General features: G+C 62.1%; 17 protein-coding genes. 8 read left to right on the forward strand and 9 right to left on the reverse strand.

Going from position 1 to position 21753, the window contains the following annotated elements; all coding sequences use genetic code 11:
• Positions 1-434: 434 nt before the first annotated feature.
• Positions 435-1397 carry a zinc-binding dehydrogenase gene (locus tag HBR93_RS19845; RefSeq protein WP_169960917.1) on the reverse strand — a complete coding sequence of 321 codons (963 nt, stop codon included), beginning with the start codon at positions 1395-1397 and terminating at the stop codon, positions 435-437.
• Between the two features lie 138 nt (positions 1398-1535).
• Between HBR93_RS19845 and HBR93_RS19850 the strand changes: the two genes are divergently transcribed.
• On the forward strand, positions 1536-3617 hold the full coding sequence (locus tag HBR93_RS19850; RefSeq protein ID WP_169960918.1) for a carboxy terminal-processing peptidase: 2082 nt from the start codon (positions 1536-1538) through the stop codon (positions 3615-3617).
• Between the two features lie 118 nt (positions 3618-3735).
• Positions 3736-5493 (forward strand): bifunctional diguanylate cyclase/phosphodiesterase, encoded by a 1758-nt coding sequence (locus HBR93_RS19855; RefSeq protein ID WP_057440674.1) that lies wholly within the window; start codon positions 3736-3738, stop codon positions 5491-5493.
• A gap of 9 nt (positions 5494-5502) precedes the next feature.
• Here the strand turns inward: HBR93_RS19855 and HBR93_RS19860 are convergent, their stop codons facing one another.
• From HBR93_RS19860 to HBR93_RS19880, 5 genes are all read right to left on the reverse strand, one after another.
• Positions 5503-5889, reverse strand: a complete 387-nt coding sequence (locus tag HBR93_RS19860) for a sel1 repeat family protein (protein WP_169960919.1) — start codon at positions 5887-5889, stop codon at positions 5503-5505.
• A complete protein-coding gene (locus tag HBR93_RS19865) occupies positions 5890-6261 on the reverse strand; it encodes a hypothetical protein (protein WP_057440671.1) in 372 nt (123 codons plus the stop codon).
• Positions 6258-6596: a helix-turn-helix transcriptional regulator gene (locus HBR93_RS19870; protein WP_115127719.1), complete on the reverse strand. Its 339-nt coding sequence runs from the start codon at positions 6594-6596 to the stop codon at positions 6258-6260. Before HBR93_RS19870 ends, HBR93_RS19865 begins: the two co-directional genes overlap by 4 nt.
• 97 nt (positions 6597-6693) lie before the next feature.
• On the reverse strand, positions 6694-7149 hold the full coding sequence (locus tag HBR93_RS19875; RefSeq protein ID WP_169960920.1) for a DUF1232 domain-containing protein: 456 nt from the start codon (positions 7147-7149) through the stop codon (positions 6694-6696).
• 430 nt (positions 7150-7579) lie between these two features.
• Positions 7580-8308: an FKBP-type peptidyl-prolyl cis-trans isomerase gene (locus tag HBR93_RS19880; RefSeq protein ID WP_115127718.1), complete on the reverse strand. Its 729-nt coding sequence runs from the start codon at positions 8306-8308 to the stop codon at positions 7580-7582.
• Between the two features lie 258 nt (positions 8309-8566).
• On the opposite strand from HBR93_RS19880, the gene HBR93_RS19885 reads away from it, so the two are divergent.
• A complete protein-coding gene (locus HBR93_RS19885) occupies positions 8567-10375 on the forward strand; it encodes a di-heme-cytochrome C peroxidase (RefSeq protein ID WP_169960921.1) in 1809 nt (602 codons plus the stop codon).
• A gap of 29 nt (positions 10376-10404) precedes the next feature.
• Complete coding sequence (locus HBR93_RS19890; RefSeq protein ID WP_169960922.1) at positions 10405-11538, forward strand: catalase family protein; 1134 nt, start codon at positions 10405-10407, stop codon at positions 11536-11538.
• 46 nt (positions 11539-11584) lie between these two features.
• Here the strand turns inward: HBR93_RS19890 and HBR93_RS19895 are convergent, their stop codons facing one another.
• Genes HBR93_RS19895 through HBR93_RS19905 form a run of 3 tightly spaced genes read right to left on the reverse strand, consistent with a single transcriptional unit; the run spans position 11585 to position 16224 of the window.
• Entirely contained in the window at positions 11585-12553 is a 969-nt protein-coding gene (locus HBR93_RS19895; protein WP_057959022.1) for a LysR substrate-binding domain-containing protein, read from the reverse strand.
• Positions 12554-12603: 50 nt separating this feature from the next.
• On the reverse strand, positions 12604-14613 hold the full coding sequence (locus tag HBR93_RS19900; protein WP_169960923.1) for a CocE/NonD family hydrolase: 2010 nt from the start codon (positions 14611-14613) through the stop codon (positions 12604-12606).
• 27 nt (positions 14614-14640) lie between these two features.
• Positions 14641-16224 (reverse strand): BCCT family transporter, encoded by a 1584-nt coding sequence (locus HBR93_RS19905; RefSeq protein WP_057959020.1) that lies wholly within the window; start codon positions 16222-16224, stop codon positions 14641-14643.
• An 812-nt stretch (positions 16225-17036) separates the two neighbouring features.
• On the opposite strand from HBR93_RS19905, the gene kdpF reads away from it, so the two are divergent.
• The 4 genes from kdpF to kdpB all read left to right on the forward strand — a co-directional run bounded on the left by kdpF (position 17037) and on the right by kdpB (position 21695).
• Entirely contained in the window at positions 17037-17135 is a 99-nt protein-coding gene (gene kdpF, locus HBR93_RS19910) for a K(+)-transporting ATPase subunit F (RefSeq protein WP_081044208.1), read from the forward strand.
• Between the two features lie 107 nt (positions 17136-17242).
• Entirely contained in the window at positions 17243-18949 is a 1707-nt protein-coding gene (gene kdpA / locus HBR93_RS19915) for a potassium-transporting ATPase subunit KdpA (RefSeq protein ID WP_169960924.1), read from the forward strand.
• 10 nt (positions 18950-18959) lie between these two features.
• Positions 18960-19613 (forward strand): K(+)-transporting ATPase subunit C, encoded by a 654-nt coding sequence (gene kdpC / locus HBR93_RS19920; protein WP_169960925.1) that lies wholly within the window; start codon positions 18960-18962, stop codon positions 19611-19613.
• 12 nt (positions 19614-19625) lie between these two features.
• Entirely contained in the window at positions 19626-21695 is a 2070-nt protein-coding gene (gene kdpB, locus HBR93_RS19925; RefSeq protein ID WP_057959017.1) for a potassium-transporting ATPase subunit KdpB, read from the forward strand.
• Positions 21696-21753 lie beyond the last annotated feature (58 nt).

The raw sequence follows: 21753 nt of genomic DNA on the forward strand, positions 1-21753 counted from the left end.
GCTTTGCTTTTGATCTTAGGCGCCCCGTTAAACCACGCTGGCCGTCATCCGATATTGATTTGGGGGGTAACCCGGCAGGACGCCGGGTTAGCCGCGCTGGGCCATGAATGGCCCAGCGCGGCGGCCCCCCAAATCAATGTCGGATGACAGGCACACCGAGCCTAGGCGAGCGGCCGAGTGGTGGGGCAAGAGCCCTTTTGGTTACTTTTGGCTGGGCCGGCACTCCGGGCTCTTTTCCAAAAGTGACCCGCCGTAAGGGCGGAACCCTAAGTGGCCGTGATCGCAGCAACGGATATGTACACATACCCATAAGAAAGTTGTGTAGATACCTATGCTGCGATAGCGGTATATCAAGTTAAGGTCTGTTACTGACACACTGCTATCGCAAGCAGCCCCGCTCCCACCTTGGGCTGCATTTCAACCCTGGACTGGCCTCAAGCCAGGCTCTCGTCGATCACCAGCACCAGCTTCCCGGAAATCTGGTTGGTCGCCAGCTCCGCAAACGCTGCTTCCGCATCCTTGATCGGGAAGGTCTTGGCCAACTGCGGGCTCAGCCGCCCTTCGCCAAACAACGGCCACACCTGCTGGCCCAGATCGCTCAACAGATCCGCTTTGAATTGATCATCACGGCTGCGCAAGGTCGAGCCCAGCACCTGCACGCGCTTGGCCAGCACCTGCGCCAAGTCCAATTGGGCCTCGCGCCCCCCCATCAAGCCGATCAATACCCAACGCCCATCGCGGGCCAGGAGTTTGAGGTTAATGGCCCCATAGTTGCCGCCCACCGGATCGAGAATCACGTCGAACGGGCCAAAATCCCCCAGGCTCTCGATGCCGTCGGTACGTACCACACCGCCCTGGGCGCCGAGGTCTTCGCAATAGGCCAGGCGGTCCGCCGAGCCGACGCTGACCCAGCACGGGCTGCCAAAGGCCTTGCACAGCTGGATCGCTGCCGAGCCGACGCCACTGGCACCAGCGTGTAACAGCACCTTTTCCCCGGGCTTGAGCGCCGCCAGTTGGAACAGGTTGAGCCAGGCGGTGCTGTATACCTCGGGCAACGCAGCGGCTTCGGCCAGGGACAGACCTTCCGGCACCGGCAGCACGTGGCGCGCGTCCACCACCACTTCCTGGGCCATGCCGCCGCCCGCCAGCAGCGCACAGACCCGATCCCCCACTTGCCAGGACGAGCCGGCGCCAACCTCGCTGATTACCCCGGAACACTCCAGGCCCAGCACCTCACTGGCCCCGGGCGGTGGCGGATAGAGCCCTGCACGCTGTAATAAATCCGCCCGATTCAGGCCGGCTGCCGCCACCTGAATGCGAACTTGCCCTACATCGCACGTAGGACTCGGGGTCTCAACCCACTCCACATGACCTTCAACGCCTTGCAATGCTTTCACAGTGCCTCCATAGTGAGTCTGGACTGAGCCCGTTGCTGTAGCGCCGGGCTTTTTGCATTATGCGACCGGCCCAAATGGAACCGGCGACTTCAAAGACGGCCTAATATGCGTTATCAATTGCCCCCGCGTCGAATCAGCATGAAGCATTTGTTCCCCAGTACCGCCCTCGCTCTTTTCATTGGTCTCGGCCTGTTGCCGCTGTCGACCAATACGTTCGCAGCCAACAGCTGGGACAAACTTCAGCCTGATCGCGATGAGGTGATTGCCAGCCTTAACGTCGTTGAGTTGCTCAAGCGCCACCATTACAGCAAACCGCCGTTGGACGATGCGCGCTCGGTGATTATCTATGACAGCTATCTCAAGCTGCTGGATCCCTCGCGCAGCTACTTCCTGGCCAGCGATGTGGCCGAGTTCGACAAATGGAAGACCCAGTTCGACGACTTCCTCAAGAGCGGCGACCTGCAACCTGGCTTCACCATCTATAAGCGTTACCTGGACCGTGTCAAAGCGCGTCTGGACTTCGCTCTGGGTGAGTTGAACAAAGGCGTCGACAAGCTCGACTTCACCCAGAAGGAAACCCTGCTGGTGGATCGCAAGGAGGCCCCATGGCTGACCAGCACCGCCGCCCTGGATGACCTGTGGCGCAAGCGCGTCAAAGATGAAGTCCTGCGCCTGAAGATCGCCGGCAAAGAGCCCAAGGCGATCCAGGAGCTGCTGACCAAGCGCTACAAGAATCAATTGAGCCGCCTGGACCAGACCCGCGCCGAGGATATCTTCCAAGCGTATATCAACACCTTCGCGATGTCCTACGATCCGCACACCAATTATCTGTCGCCAGATAACGCGGAAAATTTTGATATCAACATGAGTCTGTCCCTTGAAGGCATCGGGGCCGTGCTGCAGAGCGACAACGATCAGGTGAAGATCGTGCGCCTGGTGCCGGCAGGCCCTGCGGACAAGACCAAGCAGGTCGCCCCGGCCGACAAGATCATCGGCGTGGCCCAGGCTGACAAAGAGATGGTCGACGTGGTCGGCTGGCGCCTGGACGAAGTGGTCAAGCTGATCCGCGGGCCCAAGGGCAGCGTGGTGCGCCTGGAAGTGATTCCCCACACCAATGCGCCAAATGACCAGACCAGCAAGATCGTGTCGATCACCCGTGAAGCGGTGAAGCTCGAAGACCAGGCCGTGCAGAAGAAAGTCCTCAACCTCAAGCAGGATGGCAAGGACTACAAGCTGGGCGTCATTGAGATCCCGGCGTTCTACCTGGACTTCAAGGCCTTCCGTGCCGGCGATCCGGACTACAAGAGCACCACCCGCGATGTGAAAAAAATCCTCACCGAGCTGACCAAAGAGAAGGTTGACGGCGTGGTCATCGACCTGCGCAACAACGGCGGCGGCTCGTTGCAGGAAGCCACCGAGCTGACCAGCCTGTTCATCGACAAGGGTCCGACCGTGTTGGTGCGCAACGCTGACGGCCGCGTGGATGTGCTGGAAGACGAAAACCCGGGTGCCTTCTACAAGGGCCCGCTGGCACTGCTGGTCAACCGTCTCTCGGCCTCGGCCTCGGAGATTTTTGCCGGCGCGATGCAGGACTACCACCGCGCGCTGATCATCGGTGGCCAGACCTTCGGCAAAGGCACGGTGCAGACAATCCAGCCGCTTAACCATGGCGAACTGAAGCTGACCCTGGCCAAGTTCTACCGGGTTTCCGGCCAGAGCACCCAGCACCAGGGCGTACTGCCGGACATTGATTTCCCGTCGCTCATCGACACCAAGGAAATCGGCGAAAGCGCCCTGCCTGAAGCCATGCCGTGGGACACCATCCGCCCGGCTATCAAGCCGGCGTCCGATCCCTTCAAGCCGTACCTGGCCCAGCTCAAGGCCGAACATGACCTGCGCTCCGCCAAGGATGCCGAGTTTGTGTTTATCCGCGACAAGCTGGCCCTGGCCAAGAAGCTGATGGCCGAGAAGACCGTCAGCCTCAATGAAGTGGACCGTCGCGCGCAGCACACTGCGATCGAGAACCAGCAACTGGCCCTGGAAAACATCCGTCGCAAGGCCAAGGGTGAAGACCCGCTCAAGGAGCTGAAGAAAGAAGACGAAGACGCGCTGCCGACCGAACCTGAAAAGACCAAGCCGGAAGACGACGCCTACCTGAGCGAGACCGGGCGGATTCTGCTGGACTACCTGAAAACCAGTAAGGCAGTCGCCAAGCAGTAGATGATGGCAATTTAATGTCTCCGCTCCACTGAGCGTCATCAAACAGACATCATTCTGTCGTGAAATGAAGGACCGGGTGCCCCAGGCACCCGGTCCTTTTTTTTCGACCGAGATCATCATGACCATGACCGAACAGCTGCATGCCCTGGGCTCCATCCTGGCTCAAGGCAGTCTGCACAGTCTGTTCCAACCGATTATCAGCCTCAGCGAACGCCGTATCCTTGGCTACGAAGCCCTGAGCCGCGGCCCGTCCAACAGCCCGCTGCACTCGCCCCTTGCGTTGTTTTGCGTGGCGCGCCAGGCCGGACGCCTGAATGAACTGGAGATAGCCTGCAGGCAAAGTGCCTGCAAGCGCTTCAGCGAGCAGGCGCTGCCAGGCAAGCTGTTTCTCAACGTCTCGCCCGAGTCCCTGCTGGAAACCACCCATCAACCGGGGCGCACCCTGCAGATGCTGCGCGAGTACGGAATCGCGCCCAGCCAGATCGTGATCGAACTCACGGAGCAAGCGCCGACCGACGACTTCCAACTGCTGCAGACCGCCCTGCACCACTACCGCGACATGGGTTTTTCGATTGCCCTGGATGACTTGGGCGCCGGTTACTCCAGCCTGCGCCTGTGGTCTGAGTTACGCCCGGACTACGTGAAAATCGACCGGCACTTTATCGACGGCATTCATCAGGATGCGCTCAAGCGCGAGTTCGTCGGCTCGATCCTGCAGATCGCCAAGGCCTCCCGCGCACAGGTGATTGCCGAAGGCATCGAGTTGCCGGAGGAACTGGCGGTGCTCACGGAAATGGGCGTGGACCTGATCCAGGGCTACCTGCTGTGCCGTCCCCAGGAACATCCGCCGATCGAAGCAAGGTTGATGCTGGCCAAGCCTGACAGCACCAGCGTCTCGCTCAATGAAGACGCCAGTGACCTCAGCGCCCTGCTCAACGAGCAACCGGCCGTGGCCCAGGACACCGCCACGGCAAAAGTCCTGGAAGCGTTTCGCAGCCAGGCCAATCTCAACTCCCTGGCGGTCCTGGATGGACGCGGGCAGCCCATCGGCATTGTGCATCGGCACTCGTTGTCCGACGTCCTGCTCAAGCCATTTGCCACCGACCTGTTTGCGCGCAAGCCGATCAGCCGCCTGATGAGCGACGACTTCCTGGCCGTGGAGTTGAGCCAGTCGTTGCAACAGGTCAGCCGCCTGCTGACCAGCCGCGCGCGGCAGCGCATCGAAGAAGATTTCATCATCACCCAGAACGGCAACTACCTGGGCCTGGGACGGGTGATCGACGTGCTCAAGCTGATTACCGAACTGAAAATCCAGCAGGCGCGCTACGCCAACCCACTGACCCTGCTACCGGGCAACGTGCCGATCCAGCAGTGCCTGACGCGACTGTTGCAGCAGCAGCGCGAATCGGTGATTTGCTATGTGGATATCGACAGTTTCAAGCCGTTCAATGACATCTACGGCTATGGCCGAGGCGATGAGGTGTTGCTGTGCCTGGCACAGTGCCTGAACGACCGGGTGGACCCCAGCCGCGATTTTGTCGGGCATATTGGCGGCGATGATTTTCTCCTGGTCCTGGGTGCCCAGGACTGGCGCAAGCGTCTCAACCAATTGGTGGACGATTTCCAGACCCAATGCCGGCGCTTCTACCGCAGCGAGCATTTGGACGCGGGCTGTTTTATCGCCCTGAATCGCCAGGGGGTGCGCCAGGAGTTTGCCTTGCTGTCGCTGTCCATTGGCGTGGTGCACCTGCATCCGCTGAGCTGTGGATATCTGGATGCCAGCCAGTTGGCGGAACTGGCCTCGCAGGCCAAGCATCACGCCAAGAACGTGGCCGGCTACAGCATCCACGTCCTCGACAGCCGCGAACTTCTGTAAGGCCGGCCCTTACAACTGCTCCAGGCGTATCTGCGCCAGCGGATGCCCGGCCTTGGCGGCAATGGTCCACCAGCGTGCGGCTTCGGCCGGGTCTGGGGCCTTGCCCAGGCTGCCCGCCAGGCTCAACACTCCCACCTGATAGGCGGCCTTGCCATCACCGGCCTGGCCCGCCAGGCGCAGCAAGCGCACGCCCTCTTCCCGCGCGCCAAGCCCTTGGCCGCGAAACGTCAGGATATGACCATAGAAACTTTGGGCCTCGACATTACCCAGGTTGGCCATGCGCGCAAACTGACCCTCCAGCCAGTGCCAGCCACGGGGCTGACGCATAAACCATGACCAATGAAACAACCTGCGGGCCAACCAATAGCTGACGTACGCTTTAAGCTTCCAGAACACTCAGGCCTCCGCTGACTCAGGATATTCGTACTCGAACACACGCACCACTTCCGAGGCATGCCACGACGCCGCAGCAACGCCATCGGACGGTCCGCAAAAGCGCCCGAGGCGCTCGACACATTCAAAAAAACCGGTGCGCGGCAAGCGGCTGGCGCCCTGGCTGATCACCAGTGAACTGCGCAGCGGTTGATCCGCCTTGGCATCCAGAGCCGCCAGGTGCTCCAGGGCGGCGGTCAGGGTTTGCATGGCTGGCGTGGGGAATTGCAGACGCTCCAGCAACGCACGGTAGGTCAAAAGATGTCGCTGGCGACGGGCCTGATCGAGCTCATTGAGCAACCCATCCCAATGTTGACGACTGATGCGCACACTCACACTTCATCCCTCCAACCCGCAATCCCCAACTCCCAGGCCAGGCTGCGACGAATCGCGGCATCCGGCTGGCGCTCACCACTTTCAATCAACCCCAGGTAGGACGGGCTGATGCCCACGGTGCGAGCCAGGGTCTCGATGGCCAGGCCTTTGGCTTCGCGCAGGCTGCGCAATTGTGCCAGGGGACGCAGGTCCTGCTCGGTAGCGACGGGAGGGGTCTGTGCAGAAGAAGTAGCGGGTTGCGGCACACCGGCGGCTTTTAGCAGCGCCTGGTACTGAGCCCATGGCAGAACCGCGTATTCGGGTTCGCCGTCCCGTGAAATGATTTGTATATCCATGACTGCCCCGTAGGATCACAACACTTACGAAGTAAGTACTTTCCTTAGGAGTGTAATCCTAACAGCCCCAAAGAGCGCAGGGGGATAATCCGCGCCTTCAGTTTTTTTTCGGGTTTTCCTGCTCCAGAAGCTGCGGCGTTGCGGGCAGACGCTCCACCACCACCAGCTTCTCCGGGCGCTGGCGTTCACGCCAGGCGCGGAAGGCACTCAACTCGCCGTCCAGGTTCTTCATGACCCAGGCCAGTACCGCAATGTCATCGAGCATGCCGAACATGGGCAAGAAGTCCGGGATCGCATCAATCGGGCTGAGGAAGTACATCAGCCCCGCCACCACCGAGATCAGCGCCTTGGGGCTGATCGCCCGGTACTCGCCACGCCAGTAGGCCAGGCACAGCGCCTGAAGCAGCTTCAGGTCGTCCTTGAGCTTACCCAAGCGATTGCCCTGGCTTGAGCCTTTGGCAGCCACAGCGAACAACAGGGTGGGCAGGCGCCCACGCACGATCAGGCGGGCGGCCAACGGCAGGAAGCGGGTGAAATTCCAGGGTGCTTTCATCGTCACTCCAGTTCCAGGCAAGAGAAAAGGTTATCCACACAACTTGTGGATAACCTTGTGAACAGAGCCCATTTTCGCGGCTGAAAGCCACGTAATACAAGGCCCTGAGTCAGATCGGGCGTTTTTTGCGCACATAAAAAAAACCCAAGAATTCATTGACTTGAAGCGCGCCTGCGGCTAGCCGTGCCGAGGTATTGCATCAGACTGCTCTAAGTCGCAGGTGTTCGTTTTGATTTGCCCCACGGTCAACTGTGGGAGCTGTCGAGCCCCAGCGAGGCGGCGATGGCGGCGGCATGGCCAACAGGAGTGTTGCCTCCACCGCTATCGCAGCCTCGCCAGGGCTCGACAGCTTCCATACGGATTGGATCAAGCCCCACACCAGAAACAACAACGCCCCGTAAAACGGGGCGTTGGGTGTTTTTGCAGCGGCTTACTTGGCAGCCGGTGCCTCAGGCGCATCGGCCTTGGCCGGGTCCTTGATTGCCAGCAGCTCCAGGTCGAAGACCAGTACGGAGTTGGCTGGAATTGCCGGGCTCGGGCTCTGGGCACCGTAGGCCAGGTCGGACGGGATGTACAACTCGACCTTCTCACCCACGTGCATCAGTTGCAGGCCTTCGACCCAACCCGGGATCACGCCGCTGACCGGCAGGTCAATCGGGCTGCCGCGATCCACGGAGCTGTCAAAGGTGGTGCCGTTGGTCAGCTTGCCGGTGTAGTGAACAGTCACTACGTCGGTAGGCTTGGGCTGGGCGCCTTCGGCTTTCTTCACGATCTTGTACTGCAGACCGGAAGCGGTGGTGACTACGCCGTCTTTCTTGGCGTTGTCTTCGAGGTATTTCTTGCCGGCAGCTGCCGACTCTTCGCTCAACTTGGTCATGCGTTCTTCAGCACGCTTCTGCAGTGCGGAAAACGCTTCAACCAGTTCTGCGTCCTTCAGTTTCTGTTCTTTCTTGCCGACGGCATCTTCGATGCCTTGGGCCACGGCCTTGGAGTCCAGGTCGTCCATACCTTCCTGAGCCAGGCTTTTGCCCATGTTCAGGCCGATACCGTAGGAAGCTTTCTGCGCCGGGGTTTTCAGCTCTACGCTGGTTTGCGAATCACAACCCGCAAGTACCAGGCTAACCAGGGCCACCGCCGCCGCCAACCGATGCTGTTTCATGCTATTTCCTTGTTCATGCGCCAAAAGGGCATTCGAATAAAGTCGCGAGCTTATCAGGCGGCCACGACCAATGGCTACCGGCATGTGAGCAGGAAACTTCTGATAAGTTCACGTGTTTAAAAGCATTTTCATCTGCCCCAAAGCCCGGCGAAGGACAGCAGGCAAGCCGAAAACCGCCGCAACAGACCGATCATGGCTACTTGCCGCCTGCTACGCTCGGTGGCATAAGGACGCAACAACTCGACAAGGATAGTTATCTTGCGCATTTTTTCCCGTGTTTTACTCCTGATCCTGTCATTTATGGGACTGGCCCTGGCCGTGGTCCTCTATTACGTGGTCAACCCCAAGCTGCCGGATTACGTGCCGGTGCAGCAGGTGCACTACCAGGACCAATGGACCGCCACCGACCGCCAGGTCTACTACTTCACGCCTCAGGGCACCCAGGTCAAGGGCCTGCGCTATAACTGGTTCACCGCGCTGGAGCTGCCGTTTTCCCAGCAGCGTTTTGCCGAACCGGCCAACCTGGCGCGTTTCGGTTTCCTCGTGGACCCGCGACAACAGGCCACAGCCCAGAACCCTGGCAACCTGCCCGTCGGCTTCGCCCGGCACAAGAATGCCGGCAGCGACGACGAGTTTCTCGATATCACTTGTGCCGCCTGCCACACCGGCGAGTTGCACTTCAATGGCCAGGCCCTGCGCATCGACGGCGGTGCTGCACAGCATGTGCTGCCCTCCAGCGTGCCGACCCTGCGCGGTGGCAGCTTCGGCCAGGCGTTGGTGGCCAGTCTCGCCTCCACCTATTACAACCCGCTGAAGTTCAGGCGCTTCGCCCACAGCGTGCTGGGGGATCAATACGACGCCCAGTACGATCAGTTGCGCCAGGACTTCAAAAAGTCCCTGGACAACTTCCTCAAGGTGGCCTGGAACGATACCCACCGTGGTCTCTACCCCACCGAAGAAGGCCCGGGGCGCACCGATGCGTTCGGCCGCATCGCCAACGCGAGCTTTGGTGATGCGATTTCGCCGGACAACTACCGCATCGCCAACGCGCCGGTGGACTACCCGCAACTGTGGGACATGTGGACCTTCGACTGGGTGCAATGGAACGGCTCGGCCCAGCAACCCATGGCGCGCAATATCGGCGAAGCCTTGGGCGTAGGCGCGACCCTGGCGTTCTTCGACAGCGCCGGCCAGCCGCTCAAGGGCGATGCACGCTACCCTTCCAGCGTACGCGTGCGTGACCTAAACCGCATCGAAGAAACCCTGCAACGGCTCAAGCCGCCGACCTGGCCTGAAGCGCTGTTCGGCGCCATTGACAAACCCCTGGCCGCCCGTGGCCGCGCGCTGTTCGCAGAGAACTGCGCAGCTTGCCATGTGCCCAGCGTGAGCGAAGTCAACGGGCGCCCGGTGCAGCAGTTGAAGATGCTGCCAGTGGACTACATCGGCACCGACCCGGGCACCGCCAGCAACATTGCCGACCAGCGCTACGACCTCAGCGCCCTGCAATGGGACCCGGCCGAACTGGCGCAGTTGAATGTGGAGTTGCACCCGACGCCGACCGAACCCCTGGACTTGCGCAGCCTGTCCGTGGCCAAGGGCCTGGCCTATGTCACGGCGTTTGTCGAAGAGCACGCCTACCGCGCCGCCGGCATCAGCCCGGCCGAACGCCCACGCCTGGACGGCTACGGCCTGCCTATCGGCGTGCGCGAACTGCGCGCCTACAAGGCCCGTCCACTGGCTGGCGTGTGGGCCACGCCGCCGTTTCTGCACAATGGTTCGGTGCCGACGATCTACCAGTTGCTTTCGCCCCAGTACGAGCGCAGCCGCACCTTCTATAAAGGCACCTTCGACTACAACCCGCGTCACCTGGGTTATCGCACCGAAGCCTTTAAAAATGCGTTCCTGTTCGATACCAGCATCACCGGCAACCACAACAGCGGCCACGAATTCCGCGCCGGCAAGCGTGGCAATGGGGTAATTGGCCGGGGCCTGGAGCCTGAGGAGCGCTGGGCGCTGCTGGAATACCTGAAGGTACTGGGCGGCCCCCTGGAGCAACAACTGCCATGACTTCCCCATTTCGATACAAGGACCGTTCCATGCTCGCTCGACTGTGGCTGCGCCTCGGCGCGTTTCTCGGCAAGACGCTGTTATGGCTGGTGGGCCTGGGCCTGCTCGGCTGGTTGCTGGCGACCCTGTGGTTTGCCTGGCACCACCGCGGCCCGGTGTCGGCCGATGAACAGATTCCGCCGGGCGAAGCCGCCATGACCCAAGGCATCATTCAGACGGCCGTGCGTATCGTCGACCAGCACCGCGAAGGCACCCGCTACCTGCGTGATGCCCATGCCAAGGCCCATGGCTGCGTGAAGGCCGAAGTCAGTGTGCTGCCTGGTCTCGACCCGGCGCTGCGCCAGGGCGTGTTCGCCGAGCCGGGCAAGACCTGGCAGGCGATGATGCGCCTGTCCAACGGCAACGCTTATCCACAGTTCGACAGCATCCGCGACGCCCGCGGCTTGGCGATCAAACTGCTGGACGTGCCGGGCAAGCAACTGCTGGCCGATCAGCAGGCGCGCACCGAGCAGGACTTTGTGATGTTCAGCCACCCCAACTTCTTTGTCAGCGACGTGGCGGAATACGCGCAGAACGTCGGGGCCCAGGCCGATGGCAAGAAGGCCATGGCGTTTTTCCCCAGCCTCGACCCGCGCAGTTGGCAGGTGCGCCATCTGTTCATCGCCCTGGCGACGTTGGCGCCGGCCCCCGCCAGCCCGACCGAGGCGACATACTTTTCGGTATCGCCCTACAAATTTGGCACGGCCAACGCCAAGTTCCGCGTCGCCCCGGACCCGCAAAGCTGCCCGGAATACAACCTGCCCAAGCAGAACCAGGACTTGCCGAACTTCTTGCGCAGCGCCTTGAGCCAGCAGTTGTCCACCGACCGGGTCGACGCGTGTTTTGTGTTGCAGATCCAGCGCCAGAACCCACAGAAATACATGCCCATCGAAGACACCAGCATCGAATGGAAGGAAAGCGACGCGCCCTACGAGAGCGTGGCAAAAATCCGCATTCCGGCGCAAGACTTTGATACCCCAGCCTTGAACCTGGCCTGCGACAACCAGTCGTTCAACCCATGGTTTGGTGTGGAAGAGCACCGGCCGATTGGGGGGATCAATCGGCTGCGCAAGGCGGTGTATGAAGCGGTGAGTGATTATCGGCATAGCCGCAACGCCCCGTGAACAACGCCCGCGCTGACGTCAGCAAGAACGCCTCACCGCGTCATCGTTAACGATCATCGCGGGCAAGCCCGCTCCCACAGAAAAGCCCCTGCGGCGTTGTATCGGACGCCGTCAGCAACCATTGCTGAAAACTACGCGCTGCCGAAGGCGGGTTGCGATGCTGTGGTTGCATCAGTTGCAGGCGGCCACGGCTGTGCATGTGGTGCGCCAAGGCCAGTTGCAGGCGACCGGCAGCCAGCTCGCCTTCGAGCAAGCGCTTCCAGCCCAGGGCCACGCCATGCCCCATCACCGCCGACTGCATCAGCAACTGATAGCTGTTGGTGCGCAAAGCGTGCCGGGGCGTGTGGTATTGCGCGCCGATATCGGCGAACCAGTCGGTCCAGGTCAACCAATCGTGATAGTGGTCCTCGACGATCAACAAGGTATGGCTGTGCAACAGGTGTTGGGCGTCGCGTATCGCGCCATGACGCTCGATGTAGGCCGGGCTGCACACGGCGATGACCTGCTCGCTGGCAAACACCGGGGTCAGTTCCAGGCCAAGGGGCGCCGGCAGTTCGTCGAGGTGATAGAACAGGCCCAGGTCATATTCGCTGACATCCAGGTGGCTCGGGCTTTCACTGCACAGGATGCGGATATCCAGGTCCGGGTGCGCATGCTGGAACGCCGGCAGCAGCGCGGCGAGCCAGATCGAGCTGATGGTCGGCGTGCTGGCCAGGGTCAGTTGGCGATCGGCACCGCGTCGGCGCAGCTCCGCCGACTCACGGTCGAGCTCGCGCAGCAGGCGCTGGATGGTACGAAAGTAACGCACCCCGGCCGGGGTCAGACTCAGCCCCAACGCCAACCGATAAAACAGCGGCCGTGCCAGGTCCTCTTCGAGGCGCTTGATCTGCCGGCTCACCGCGCTTTGGGTCAGGTTCAGTTCGTGGGCCGCCTGGGTAAAGCTCAGATGACGGGCGGCCGCTTCAAACGTCTGCAAACAATTGAGCGGTGGAAGGTCGACATTTCGGCGCGACATGCAGGGATCCGTGGCTGATCAGATGAGCAGGCATCCTGCCATTTGCCCGCTCACAACGCGACCCGCGCAACCCGTTTGCTCCAGGTGCGGTGATGCACCTGCACCCCGTTTTCCAGGGCCTGCTGCTGCGCCTCAATGTAGAACCACTGGGCGTCGGCGCGCACCTGCAGGCGACTGTCGACCTCCACCGACCACGGCGCTCGCTCGACGCGGTACTGCCAGTGGATATCGGCCTGGGTCGACAACGGGTCCCAGGGCAAGGTGCGATATTGCTCGGTACAGCGCTGGTCCACCGCCAGGCCATGCTCGGTGAAACGCACGGCGCCCAGGTCGTCCTCGATGGTGACGCAGACTTCGCCACTGCCCACATCCTCGCTCAAGGTGCGTTTAGGCGCTGCCGCCCGCAGCACCTCCAGCGCAACCGGGCTAGCCGCTTGCGGGGCCTCGAACGGGCACGGCACGGCCGCGCCGCTGAAGATCGGCAATTGCACACGCTGCACGGCGGGCAGCACAGTCAGGGTGGTCAACTCACGACTGGGCCACAGCAACGGGAAGCTCGCAGTACTCAGGGCCAGGCGCAAGCGGTGGCCGGCCGGCACGCGTACGCCGACGTGATCCAGGTTCAATTGCACGTCCATGGGCTCGCCCGGCACAGGCGGCGTCAGACGGGAGAAATCTTCACGTAGGGCAAGGTTAAGCACGCCGTAGGTGATCTGCGTGACTTGGCCGTCGGGCGCCACCGCATTCAGGCGTGCCACCAGTTGCCCGCAGGGGGTATCGCTGGCCAGGCGCAGGTGCAAGCGCACATCCCCCAGCAGCGCCAGGGGTTCAGCCAACGGCGGCGAGTCGAAACACAGCGACTGCGCATCGTCGCGACGCTGATCGGTGGGGCCATCGGGGCCGAACCAGATGGCGCAGTACTCGCCCTGGTGCAGACCGGTGGTCAGTGGCGAACAGATACTGCGCGGGCCGCCCAGTGCCTGCTGGCCGGGGCTGAGGCCATGGTCGTTGAGGCTGTAGTCGGTCCATTGCACCTGGGGATCGGGCCAGCCCGAGGTCTGCACCCAGATCCCTGGGCGCTCGGCATAACTGCCCTTGGGTGCCAGCACATCCTGTAGGTAAAAGGTGCAGGCAGCGTCGTCCATCACCCGATTGTCGATACCTTTAAGCCAGTGGTCCCACCAGCGCTTGGCCTCCTGCAGGAAGCCAATGGCCGGGTTGGGCACGGCGAAGTGCGGGTACTTGTGAATCCACGGGCCGATCATGGCTTTCTTCGGTCCCGGCAGATGTTGCATCAGGCGCGGCACCGCATTCTTGTAGGCATCGCCCCAACCGCCCACGGCATACACCGCCGCCTTGATCGCCGAGTAGTCCTCGCAGACCGAACCGTGACGCCAATAGGCGTCGCGGGTCTGGTGCTGCAGCCAGGTCTCGGCCAGCAGCGGCATGGCGTCGAGGCGTTGTTGCCACAGGCTTTTCCAGGCATCGCCGACCAGCAGCGGGTCGGGCGCCGCCGCGCTGAAGTTGAGCATGGTCGCGGCCCAGCCGAAGTTCTCCAGCAGCAGGTTGCCGCCCTTGTAATGGATGTCATCGGCATAGCGGTCATCGGTGGAGCACAGGGTGATGATCGCCTTCAATGCTTCGGGCTGGCGCGCGGCGACTTGCAGGCTGTTGAAGCCGCCCCAGGAGATGCCCATCATTCCCAGGTTGCCGTCGCACCAGGGCTGCTGGCACAGCCAGTCGATCACTTCGAGGGCGTCATCCTGCTCCTGCAACAGGTACTCATCGGCCATCAGGCCCTGGGATTCGCCATTGCCGCGCATATCGACCCGCACGCAGACATAGCCCTGCCCCGCCATCCACGGATGGGTCAGCGCATCGCGTACCGCCGTGCCATCACGCTTGCGATAGGGCAGGTATTCGAGGATCGCCGGGAAGGCCTGCACACTGGCGGTGTCAGGCAGCCAGATACGCGCTGCCAGTTGCGTGCCGTCGCTCAGGGGGATCAGGCAGTGCTCGATTTCACGGACCTTGTAGGCAAACTCGGTGACGATTTCCATCGGTAACTCCAGCAACAAAGAGGCAAGTCAGCGGGCAAAATCCGCCACGGGGCTGGCACCACGCAGGCCAGGTTCGACGTGGACCGCAGGGGCCTTTACGTCCAGCAACGCGGGGTTCTTCAACCAGTAGAGCAACGACGTGCTGGCCAGCAGCACCAGGATCATTCCCGGCAGGCCGCCGAGGTTGGAGAGCATCTTCACCCCGTCGATGCCGACAAAGGCCACCATGACCCACGACACCGTGCCGATGATCACGCCCCAGACAATCTTCAGCAGCGGGTTGCCGTCCAGGTCCGAATCGGCGGTGACGCCTTTGCTGCACAGGTTGGCGATCACGTCGGTGCTGGAGTCGGCGGCAGTGACAAAGGAGATAAAGGCGACAAACAACAAAAACGCGATCATCAGGCCGCTGGCCGGCAACTGCTGGAACATCTGGTACAGCACATGCTCCACGCCTTGCTCGTTGAGCACGCGGTTCAAACTGCCATCGCCGAGGGCATCGAAGTACAGGCTGCTGCCGGAGAAAATGCAGATCCACAGCGCGGTAAACAGCGCCGGGTACAACATGTTGATCTGGATAAATTCGCGCACCCTGTAGCCCCGGCCGATCTTGCCGAGGAACAGCGCACTGACCGGGGCCCAGGCGAACCACACCGACCAGTAGAACACCGTCCAGCTCTGCGGCCAGCTGTCGCCACTGGCGGCACCGGTGGACAGGCTGCGGCTGAAGAAGGTGTCGAGGTACACCCCCAGGGACTCGACGCCCAGGCTGAAGATGTACAGGGTTGGCCCACACACCAACACGAACGCGCCCAGGGCCAGCATGATCCAGGTGTTGAACGACGACAGCATGACGATGCCGCGCTGCAGGCCGCTGGCGGCCGAGGCGACAAAGGTGAACACGATCACCGCAATGATCAGGCCCAGGCGCAACGGCGTGGTCTCACCGCCGATGTACTGGCTCAGGCCACCGGACAGGGTCAGCGCCCCGGTGCCCAGGGACGACGCCATGCCTGCGACCAGGGCGAACATCGCCAGGGTGTCGATCAACCCCGCATAGCGTTTGACCCGCTCGGCGCCGAGCAAAGGTTGCAACATGGCGCCAATCGAGAAGTGGCTGCGCAGGTTGTAGAACACCAGGGCAAACACCAGGGAGGGCACCAGGTAAATCGCGTAGGGCGTGAGGGTCCAGTGCAGGAACATCGTCGACAGGGCAAAGCTCTTGGCCGCCGCGCTGCCCGCCTCGATCGGCAGGCTGGAGGGTGGCGAGTACAGATGGTAGAGCGGCTCGGCCGTGGTCCAGAACAGCACGCCCACCGCCAGGGTGGTGCACAGCGCGACCATGAACCAGCGCCATTTGCTCAACAGCGGCGTGGCGCCCTCCCCGCCGATACGCACCTGGCCCAGGGGCGAAAAATACACAATGGCCGTGAGCACCAGCATGGCGAAAGAACCGGCACTGAATAGCCAGGAAAAGTTTTGCAGGATCACCGTATTAAGCTGTTTGCTCACGGCGAGGAATGCGGTGAGGTCAACGTAGCTGGCGATCACCGCCGCCAGCAAGATCAGAAAGGTTGGCCAGAAGACCAAAGGACGCAATGGGTATTTCATCTCGTGCGCTTCCCCAGACAGACTATTTTTATTGCCTTTGCAGGCCATTGTTAGAAGCGGGCACTGTGCCGCCTTGAAGTCTTCGCGTGGCTATAGATAAGCGTGGGTGCCGGCCGCGGTGCAATCGACCAATGGGTATGGGGGTATTCCGTCAGGTCATGGCTGAGCAGGAGCAAAACCGCGATTGCTGTGGCGAGCGGGCTTGCCCGCGTTGGGTCGCGCAGCGGCCCCAGTAGGGTCGCGCCGAGTCTTCCAGGTAGACCGGGGGGATGGCTTTGGGGCTGCTACGCAGCCCAACGCGGGCAAGCCCGCTCGCCACAACAAGCCCGCTCGCCACAATTGATTCTCAGGTTTTAGGGTTTTTATCCGCCCCCCCTGTAAAGAGTTCATATAGTTTGCCTGTTCGCCATAACGTTTACGTCGCCGCTATTGAGTAACTAAGTCCAAACCCTCTACCGTCACCTCCTACCCCAACACCCGTAGGAAGTTATCGTGGAAAGTTCAACTTTAGGCATGGTCGTCCTGTCGATGATTGCGCTCTTCGGCACTGCCGCGTTTTGCTTCGAACACCTCGCCACCCGCAGCGAGAAGAAAAAGAAAACCAAATAAGCGGGTCGTCAACCTCAGCAGCACCCCAGCGTTTAAAGGGATACCCGGGCGGCGGGCTATCCCTTTTTTTCGTGCACCCGGCAGAACCTTTTCTATATGCCGTCTTAATGCCGCTGCGCGTAATCAGTGCCCGAACTTGATACTCCGGGGATTAACCTCCCCGCCTCCGCAGTTGCGGCTTATTTACTCAGGGGAGTTACACCGTGCTCACACTTACGTTCATTTATATCGCCAGCGGCATATGTGCCGTGGGGCTGTTCGCTTACTTGGGCTACGCCCTTATTCGCGCAGAAAAATTCTAGGGAGTTGGCCATGTACGACCTGATGTTTATCAGCCTTTCCCTGGTGTTTTTTGTTGCGACTGCCATGGCCATTGTCGCCATGGGCAAGATTTGAACGGAGCCACGACATGTTAAGCACGCTGCTGGAATTTACGCTGGTCCTGGGGGTAATGACGGGGCTCGCCGTACTGATGGGCAAATGGCTGACCCGGGTCTTCACCGGAACCCACCATGCCTTGCCGGAACGTTATACCTATCGCCTGCTGGGCATCGACCCACAGGAAACCATGGGCTGGGCCCGCTTCGGTTCGGCGCTGTTGTTGTCGAACGCGGCAATGATGCTGCTGGGCTATCTGGTCCTGCGCCTGCAGGCGGTCACGCCGATCAACCCGCTGGGGCTCGCCGCGCAATCGCCGGACCTGGCGTTCAACACCGCCGTGTCCTTTATCACCAACACTAACTGGCAGGCGTATTCGGGCGAGACCAGCCTGTCGAACTTCAGCCAGATGGCGGTCATCACCTTTCTGATGTTCGTCGGCGCCACCTCCGGCGTGGTTGCGGCGGCCGGTTTCATTCGCGGCCTGAGCCGCTCCAGTTCGGGCGATATCGGTAACTTCTGGGTCGACTTCACCCGCACGCTGTACCGCGTAATGCTGCCGCTGTGCGTGGGCATGGCGCTGGTGTATGTCTGGCAGGGCATGCCACAGACCTTCGCCTCCCAGGCCCTGGTCACGACCCTGGAAGGGGCGCAGCAACAGTTGATTGTCGGTGCGGTGGCCAGCTTTGAGTCGATCAAGCATATCGGCACCAACGGCGGTGGTTTTTTCAGCATGAACGCCGCGCATCCGTTCGAAAACCCGACGCCGCTGACCAACATCCTGCATATCCTCAGCATGTTGCTGATCCCCTCGGCGCTGACCTACACCTTTGGCAGCATGCTGTTGCAACGTCGTCAGGGCTGGGTGTTTTTCGGCACCTTCCTGGTGATGTTCATCGGCTTCCTCGCCCTGGTCTACAGCGCCGAGCAGAACGGCAACCCACTGCTGACCCAGGCCGGCGCCAACCAGACCCTGTCGGTGGAACACAGCGGCGGCAACATGGAAGGCAAGGAACTGCGCTTCGGCATCGCCGACAGCAGCCTGTTTATCGCCACGACCACCGCCGCCACCACCGGTTCGGTCAACACCATGCATGACTCGCTGACGCCCATGGGCGGCTTCGTGCCCCTGGCGCAGATGATGCTCAACTGCGTGTTCGGCGGCGACGGCGTGGGCTTTATCAACCTGATCCAGTACGCCCTGCTCACGGTGTTCCTGGTGGGCATGATGATCGGCCGCAGCCCGGAGTTCCTCGGCAAGAAAATCGAGGCGCGGGAGATCAAGCTGGTGATGCTCTCGGTGCTCGCGCACCCCATCAGCATCCTCGGCTTCACCGCCCTCGCCGCCCTGTGGCCCGACACCATGGCCAGCCTCAACAACATCGGCCCCCACGGGTTCAGCGAGGTGTTGTACGCCTACACCTCCGGCACCGCCAACAACGGCTCGGCCTTTGCCGGCTTGAACGCCAACACGCCGTTTTTCAACACCACCATCGGCCTGGCAATGCTGATCGGACGCTTCTTCACCATGCTGCCGATGCTGGCCGTGGCCGGCTCCCTGGCGATGAAAAAAACCGTGCCTGCCGGTGCCGGCACCATCCCCACCGCCACCCCGCTGTTCATGCTGCTGGTGGTGTTCGTGGTGCTGGTGGTGGGCGGCCTGACCTTTTTGCCGGCGCTCGCGCTCGGCCCGCTGGTGGAGCAACTGCAGTTGCTGTCCGGCCAGACGTACAACTGAGGACACCTTGATGACGACTCACTCGATATTCAAAGGGCTGTTGCGCCCAGTGCTGGTTTCGGCGGTGTTTTTCATGCTGTTGACGGGGCTCGCCTACCCGGCGTTCACCACCGTGACCGCACAGCTGATGTTCCCGTTCCAGGCCCGTGGCTCGCTGATTGAACGCGATGGCCTGGTCATGGGCTCGACGCTGATCGGCCAACACTTCACCCGGCCGGAATACTTCCATGGCCGCCCGAGCATGACCCTGGGCGCCGACCCGCAAGACCCAGGCAAAAGCGTCTCGCAGCCGTACAACGCCGGTTCCAGCGGCGCCAGCAACCTGGGGCCGACCAGCCAGAAACTGGTGGACCAGGTGGCCGCCCGCGTGCAGGCCTATCGCCTGGCCAACGGCCTGCCCGCCGACGCCCAAGTGCCAGTGGACGCGGTCACCGCCTCCGCCTCGGGCCTCGACCCGCATATCTCGGTGGCCAATGCACGGCTGCAACTGCCACGGGTGGCGCGCCTGCGGCAAATCCCCGAAGCCGAGCTGCTGCAACTGGTCAGCCAGCACACCAGCGCGCGCACCCTCGGCCTGCTCGGCGAGCCCCGGGTCAATGTGCTGCAACTCAACCTGGCGCTGAACGCCCGCCTGCCATCACCTCCTATTGCGGCCAGTGAGTAAGAGATTTCCCCCATGAAAAATGCTCGTTTACCTCTGTTTGATCGCGCCATCGTGCTCACCGCGTGCGGCGATGCCCTGAAAAAACTGTTGCCCCAGGCGCAATGGAAAAACCCGGTGATGTTCGTGGTCTACCTGGGCAGCATCCTCACCACCCTGCTCTGGTTCCAGTCCCTGGGCGGCCAGGGTGAAGCTCCCAGCGGCTTTATCCTCAGCATTACCTTGTGGCTGTGGTTTACCGTGCTGTTCGCCAACTTCGCCGAGGCCTTGGCCGAGGGCCGCAGCCGCGCCCAGGCCGCCAGCCTGCGCGGGATGAAACGCCAGACCCTGGCCAAGCTGCTGCAACAGCCCAAGCATGGCGCGCCATGGCTGCCGACCGAAGCGTCGCTGCTGCGCAAGGATCAAGTGGTGTTGATCGAAGCCGGCGACCTGGTGCCGCTCGATGGCATCGTGATCGAGGGCGTGGCGTCGGTGGATGAAAGCGCGATCACCGGCGAATCGGCGCCGGTCATTCGCGAGTCCGGTGGCGATTTTTCCTCGGTCACCGGCGGCACCCGTGTGCTGTCGGACTGGCTGGTGGTGCGCATCAGCGTCAACCCTGGCGAGTCGTTCCTGGACCGCATGATCTCGATGGTCGAGTCGGCCAAGCGTCAGAAAACCCCGAACGAGGTGGCCCTGACCATCCTGCTGGTGGGCCTGACCCTGTTGTTCCTGCTGGTGATCGCCACGCTGAGCCCTTACTCGATCTTCGCCGTGGCCATGAGCGGCAGCGGCAGCGTGGTCAGTGCCACAGTACTGGTGGCCTTGCTGGTCTGCCTGATCCCCACCACCATCGGCGGCCTGCTCTCGGCCATCGGCGTGGCGGGCATGAGCCGGATGATGTCGGCGAATGTCATCGCCACCTCCGGGCGGGCGGTCGAGGCCGCGGGTGACGTCGACGTATTGCTGCTGGACAAGACCGGCACCATCACCCTGGGCAACCGCCAGGCCAGCAGCTTTTTGCCGGCACCGGGGATCAAAGAGGCCGACTTGGCGGATGCCGCGCAATTGGCCTCCCTGGCCGATGAAACCCCGGAAGGCCGCAGCATCGTGGTCCTGGCCAAGCAGAAGTTCGACATTCGCGCGCGGGACATCAACCAACTGGGCGCCAGCTTTGTGCACTTCACTGCGCAGACCCGTATGAGCGGGGTCGACCTGCCCGCAGGCCGGGCGATTCGCAAGGGTGCAGCGGACGCGATTCGCCGCCATGTCGAGGCCTTGGGCGGTAGTTTTCCGACAGCCTTGCAGGCCAAGGTCGATGAAGTCTCGCGGCGCGGCAGCACGCCGCTGGTGGTCAGCGACGGCGCCACGGCGCTGGGCGTGGTGGAACTCAAGGACGTGGTCAAAGGCGGCATCAAGGAACGCTTCGCCGAGCTGCGGCGCATGGGCATCAAGACCGTAATGATCACCGGCGACAACCGCCTGACCGCCGCCGCCATTGCCGTGGAGGCCGGGGTGGATGACTTCCTCGCCGAGGCCCGCCCGGAAGACAAGCTGCAATTGATCCGCGACTACCAGGCCAAAGGCAAGCTGGTGGCCATGACCGGCGACGGCACTAACGACGCGCCGGCGCTGGCCCAGGCTGACGTGGCGGTGGCAATGAACAGCGGCACCCAGGCTGCCAAGGAGGCCGGCAACATGGTCGACCTCGACAGCAACCCGACCAAGCTGATCGAAGTGGTCGAGGTCGGCAAACAGATGCTGATGACCCGCGGCGCCCTCACCACCTTCAGCGTGGCGAATGACGTGGCGAAGTACTTTGCAATCATCCCGGCGGCGTTTGTCGCGACCTATCCCCAGCTCGGCGCGTTGAACGTAATGCAGCTGACCAGCCCCAACTCGGCGATTCTCAGCGCGGTGATTTTTAACGCGCTGATCATCGTCGCGCTGATTCCCCTGGCCCTGCGCGGCGTGACTTACCGCGCAATCGGCGCGGCGGCGCTGCTCAACCGCAACCTGCTGATCTATGGCCTGGGCGGGGTGTTGGTGCCGTTTGCCGGGATCAAGCTGATCGACATGCTCTTGACCGCAGTGGGCTTGGTGTAACGACTCAACCCCATGTGGGAGCGGGCTTGCCCGCGATAGCGGTGTGACTGACTCACCC

Source organism: Pseudomonas sp. WS 5411, assembly GCF_012985595.1.
Taxonomy (GTDB): Bacteria; Pseudomonadota; Gammaproteobacteria; order Pseudomonadales; family Pseudomonadaceae; genus Aquipseudomonas; species Aquipseudomonas shahriarae.

Coding starts and splice junctions, on each gene's coding strand:
- HBR93_RS19850 (WP_169960918.1), top strand. CDS start 1,536: ATGAAGCATTTGTTCCCCAGTACCGCCCTCGCTCTTTTCATTGGTCTC.
- HBR93_RS19855 (WP_057440674.1), top strand. CDS start 3,736: ATGACCATGACCGAACAGCTGCATGCCCTGGGCTCCATCCTGGCTCAA.
- HBR93_RS19870 (WP_115127719.1), bottom strand. CDS start 6,596: ATGGATATACAAATCATTTCACGGGACGGCGAACCCGAATACGCGGTT.
- HBR93_RS19875 (WP_169960920.1), bottom strand. CDS start 7,149: ATGAAAGCACCCTGGAATTTCACCCGCTTCCTGCCGTTGGCCGCCCGC.
- HBR93_RS19880 (WP_115127718.1), bottom strand. CDS start 8,308: ATGAAACAGCATCGGTTGGCGGCGGCGGTGGCCCTGGTTAGCCTGGTA.
- HBR93_RS19890 (WP_169960922.1), top strand. CDS start 10,405: ATGCTCGCTCGACTGTGGCTGCGCCTCGGCGCGTTTCTCGGCAAGACG.
- HBR93_RS19895 (WP_057959022.1), bottom strand. CDS start 12,553: ATGTCGCGCCGAAATGTCGACCTTCCACCGCTCAATTGTTTGCAGACG.
- HBR93_RS19900 (WP_169960923.1), bottom strand. CDS start 14,613: ATGGAAATCGTCACCGAGTTTGCCTACAAGGTCCGTGAAATCGAGCAC.
- HBR93_RS19905 (WP_057959020.1), bottom strand. CDS start 16,224: ATGAAATACCCATTGCGTCCTTTGGTCTTCTGGCCAACCTTTCTGATC.
- kdpA (WP_169960924.1), top strand. CDS start 17,243: ATGTTAAGCACGCTGCTGGAATTTACGCTGGTCCTGGGGGTAATGACG.
- kdpC (WP_169960925.1), top strand. CDS start 18,960: ATGACGACTCACTCGATATTCAAAGGGCTGTTGCGCCCAGTGCTGGTT.
- kdpB (WP_057959017.1), top strand. CDS start 19,626: ATGAAAAATGCTCGTTTACCTCTGTTTGATCGCGCCATCGTGCTCACC.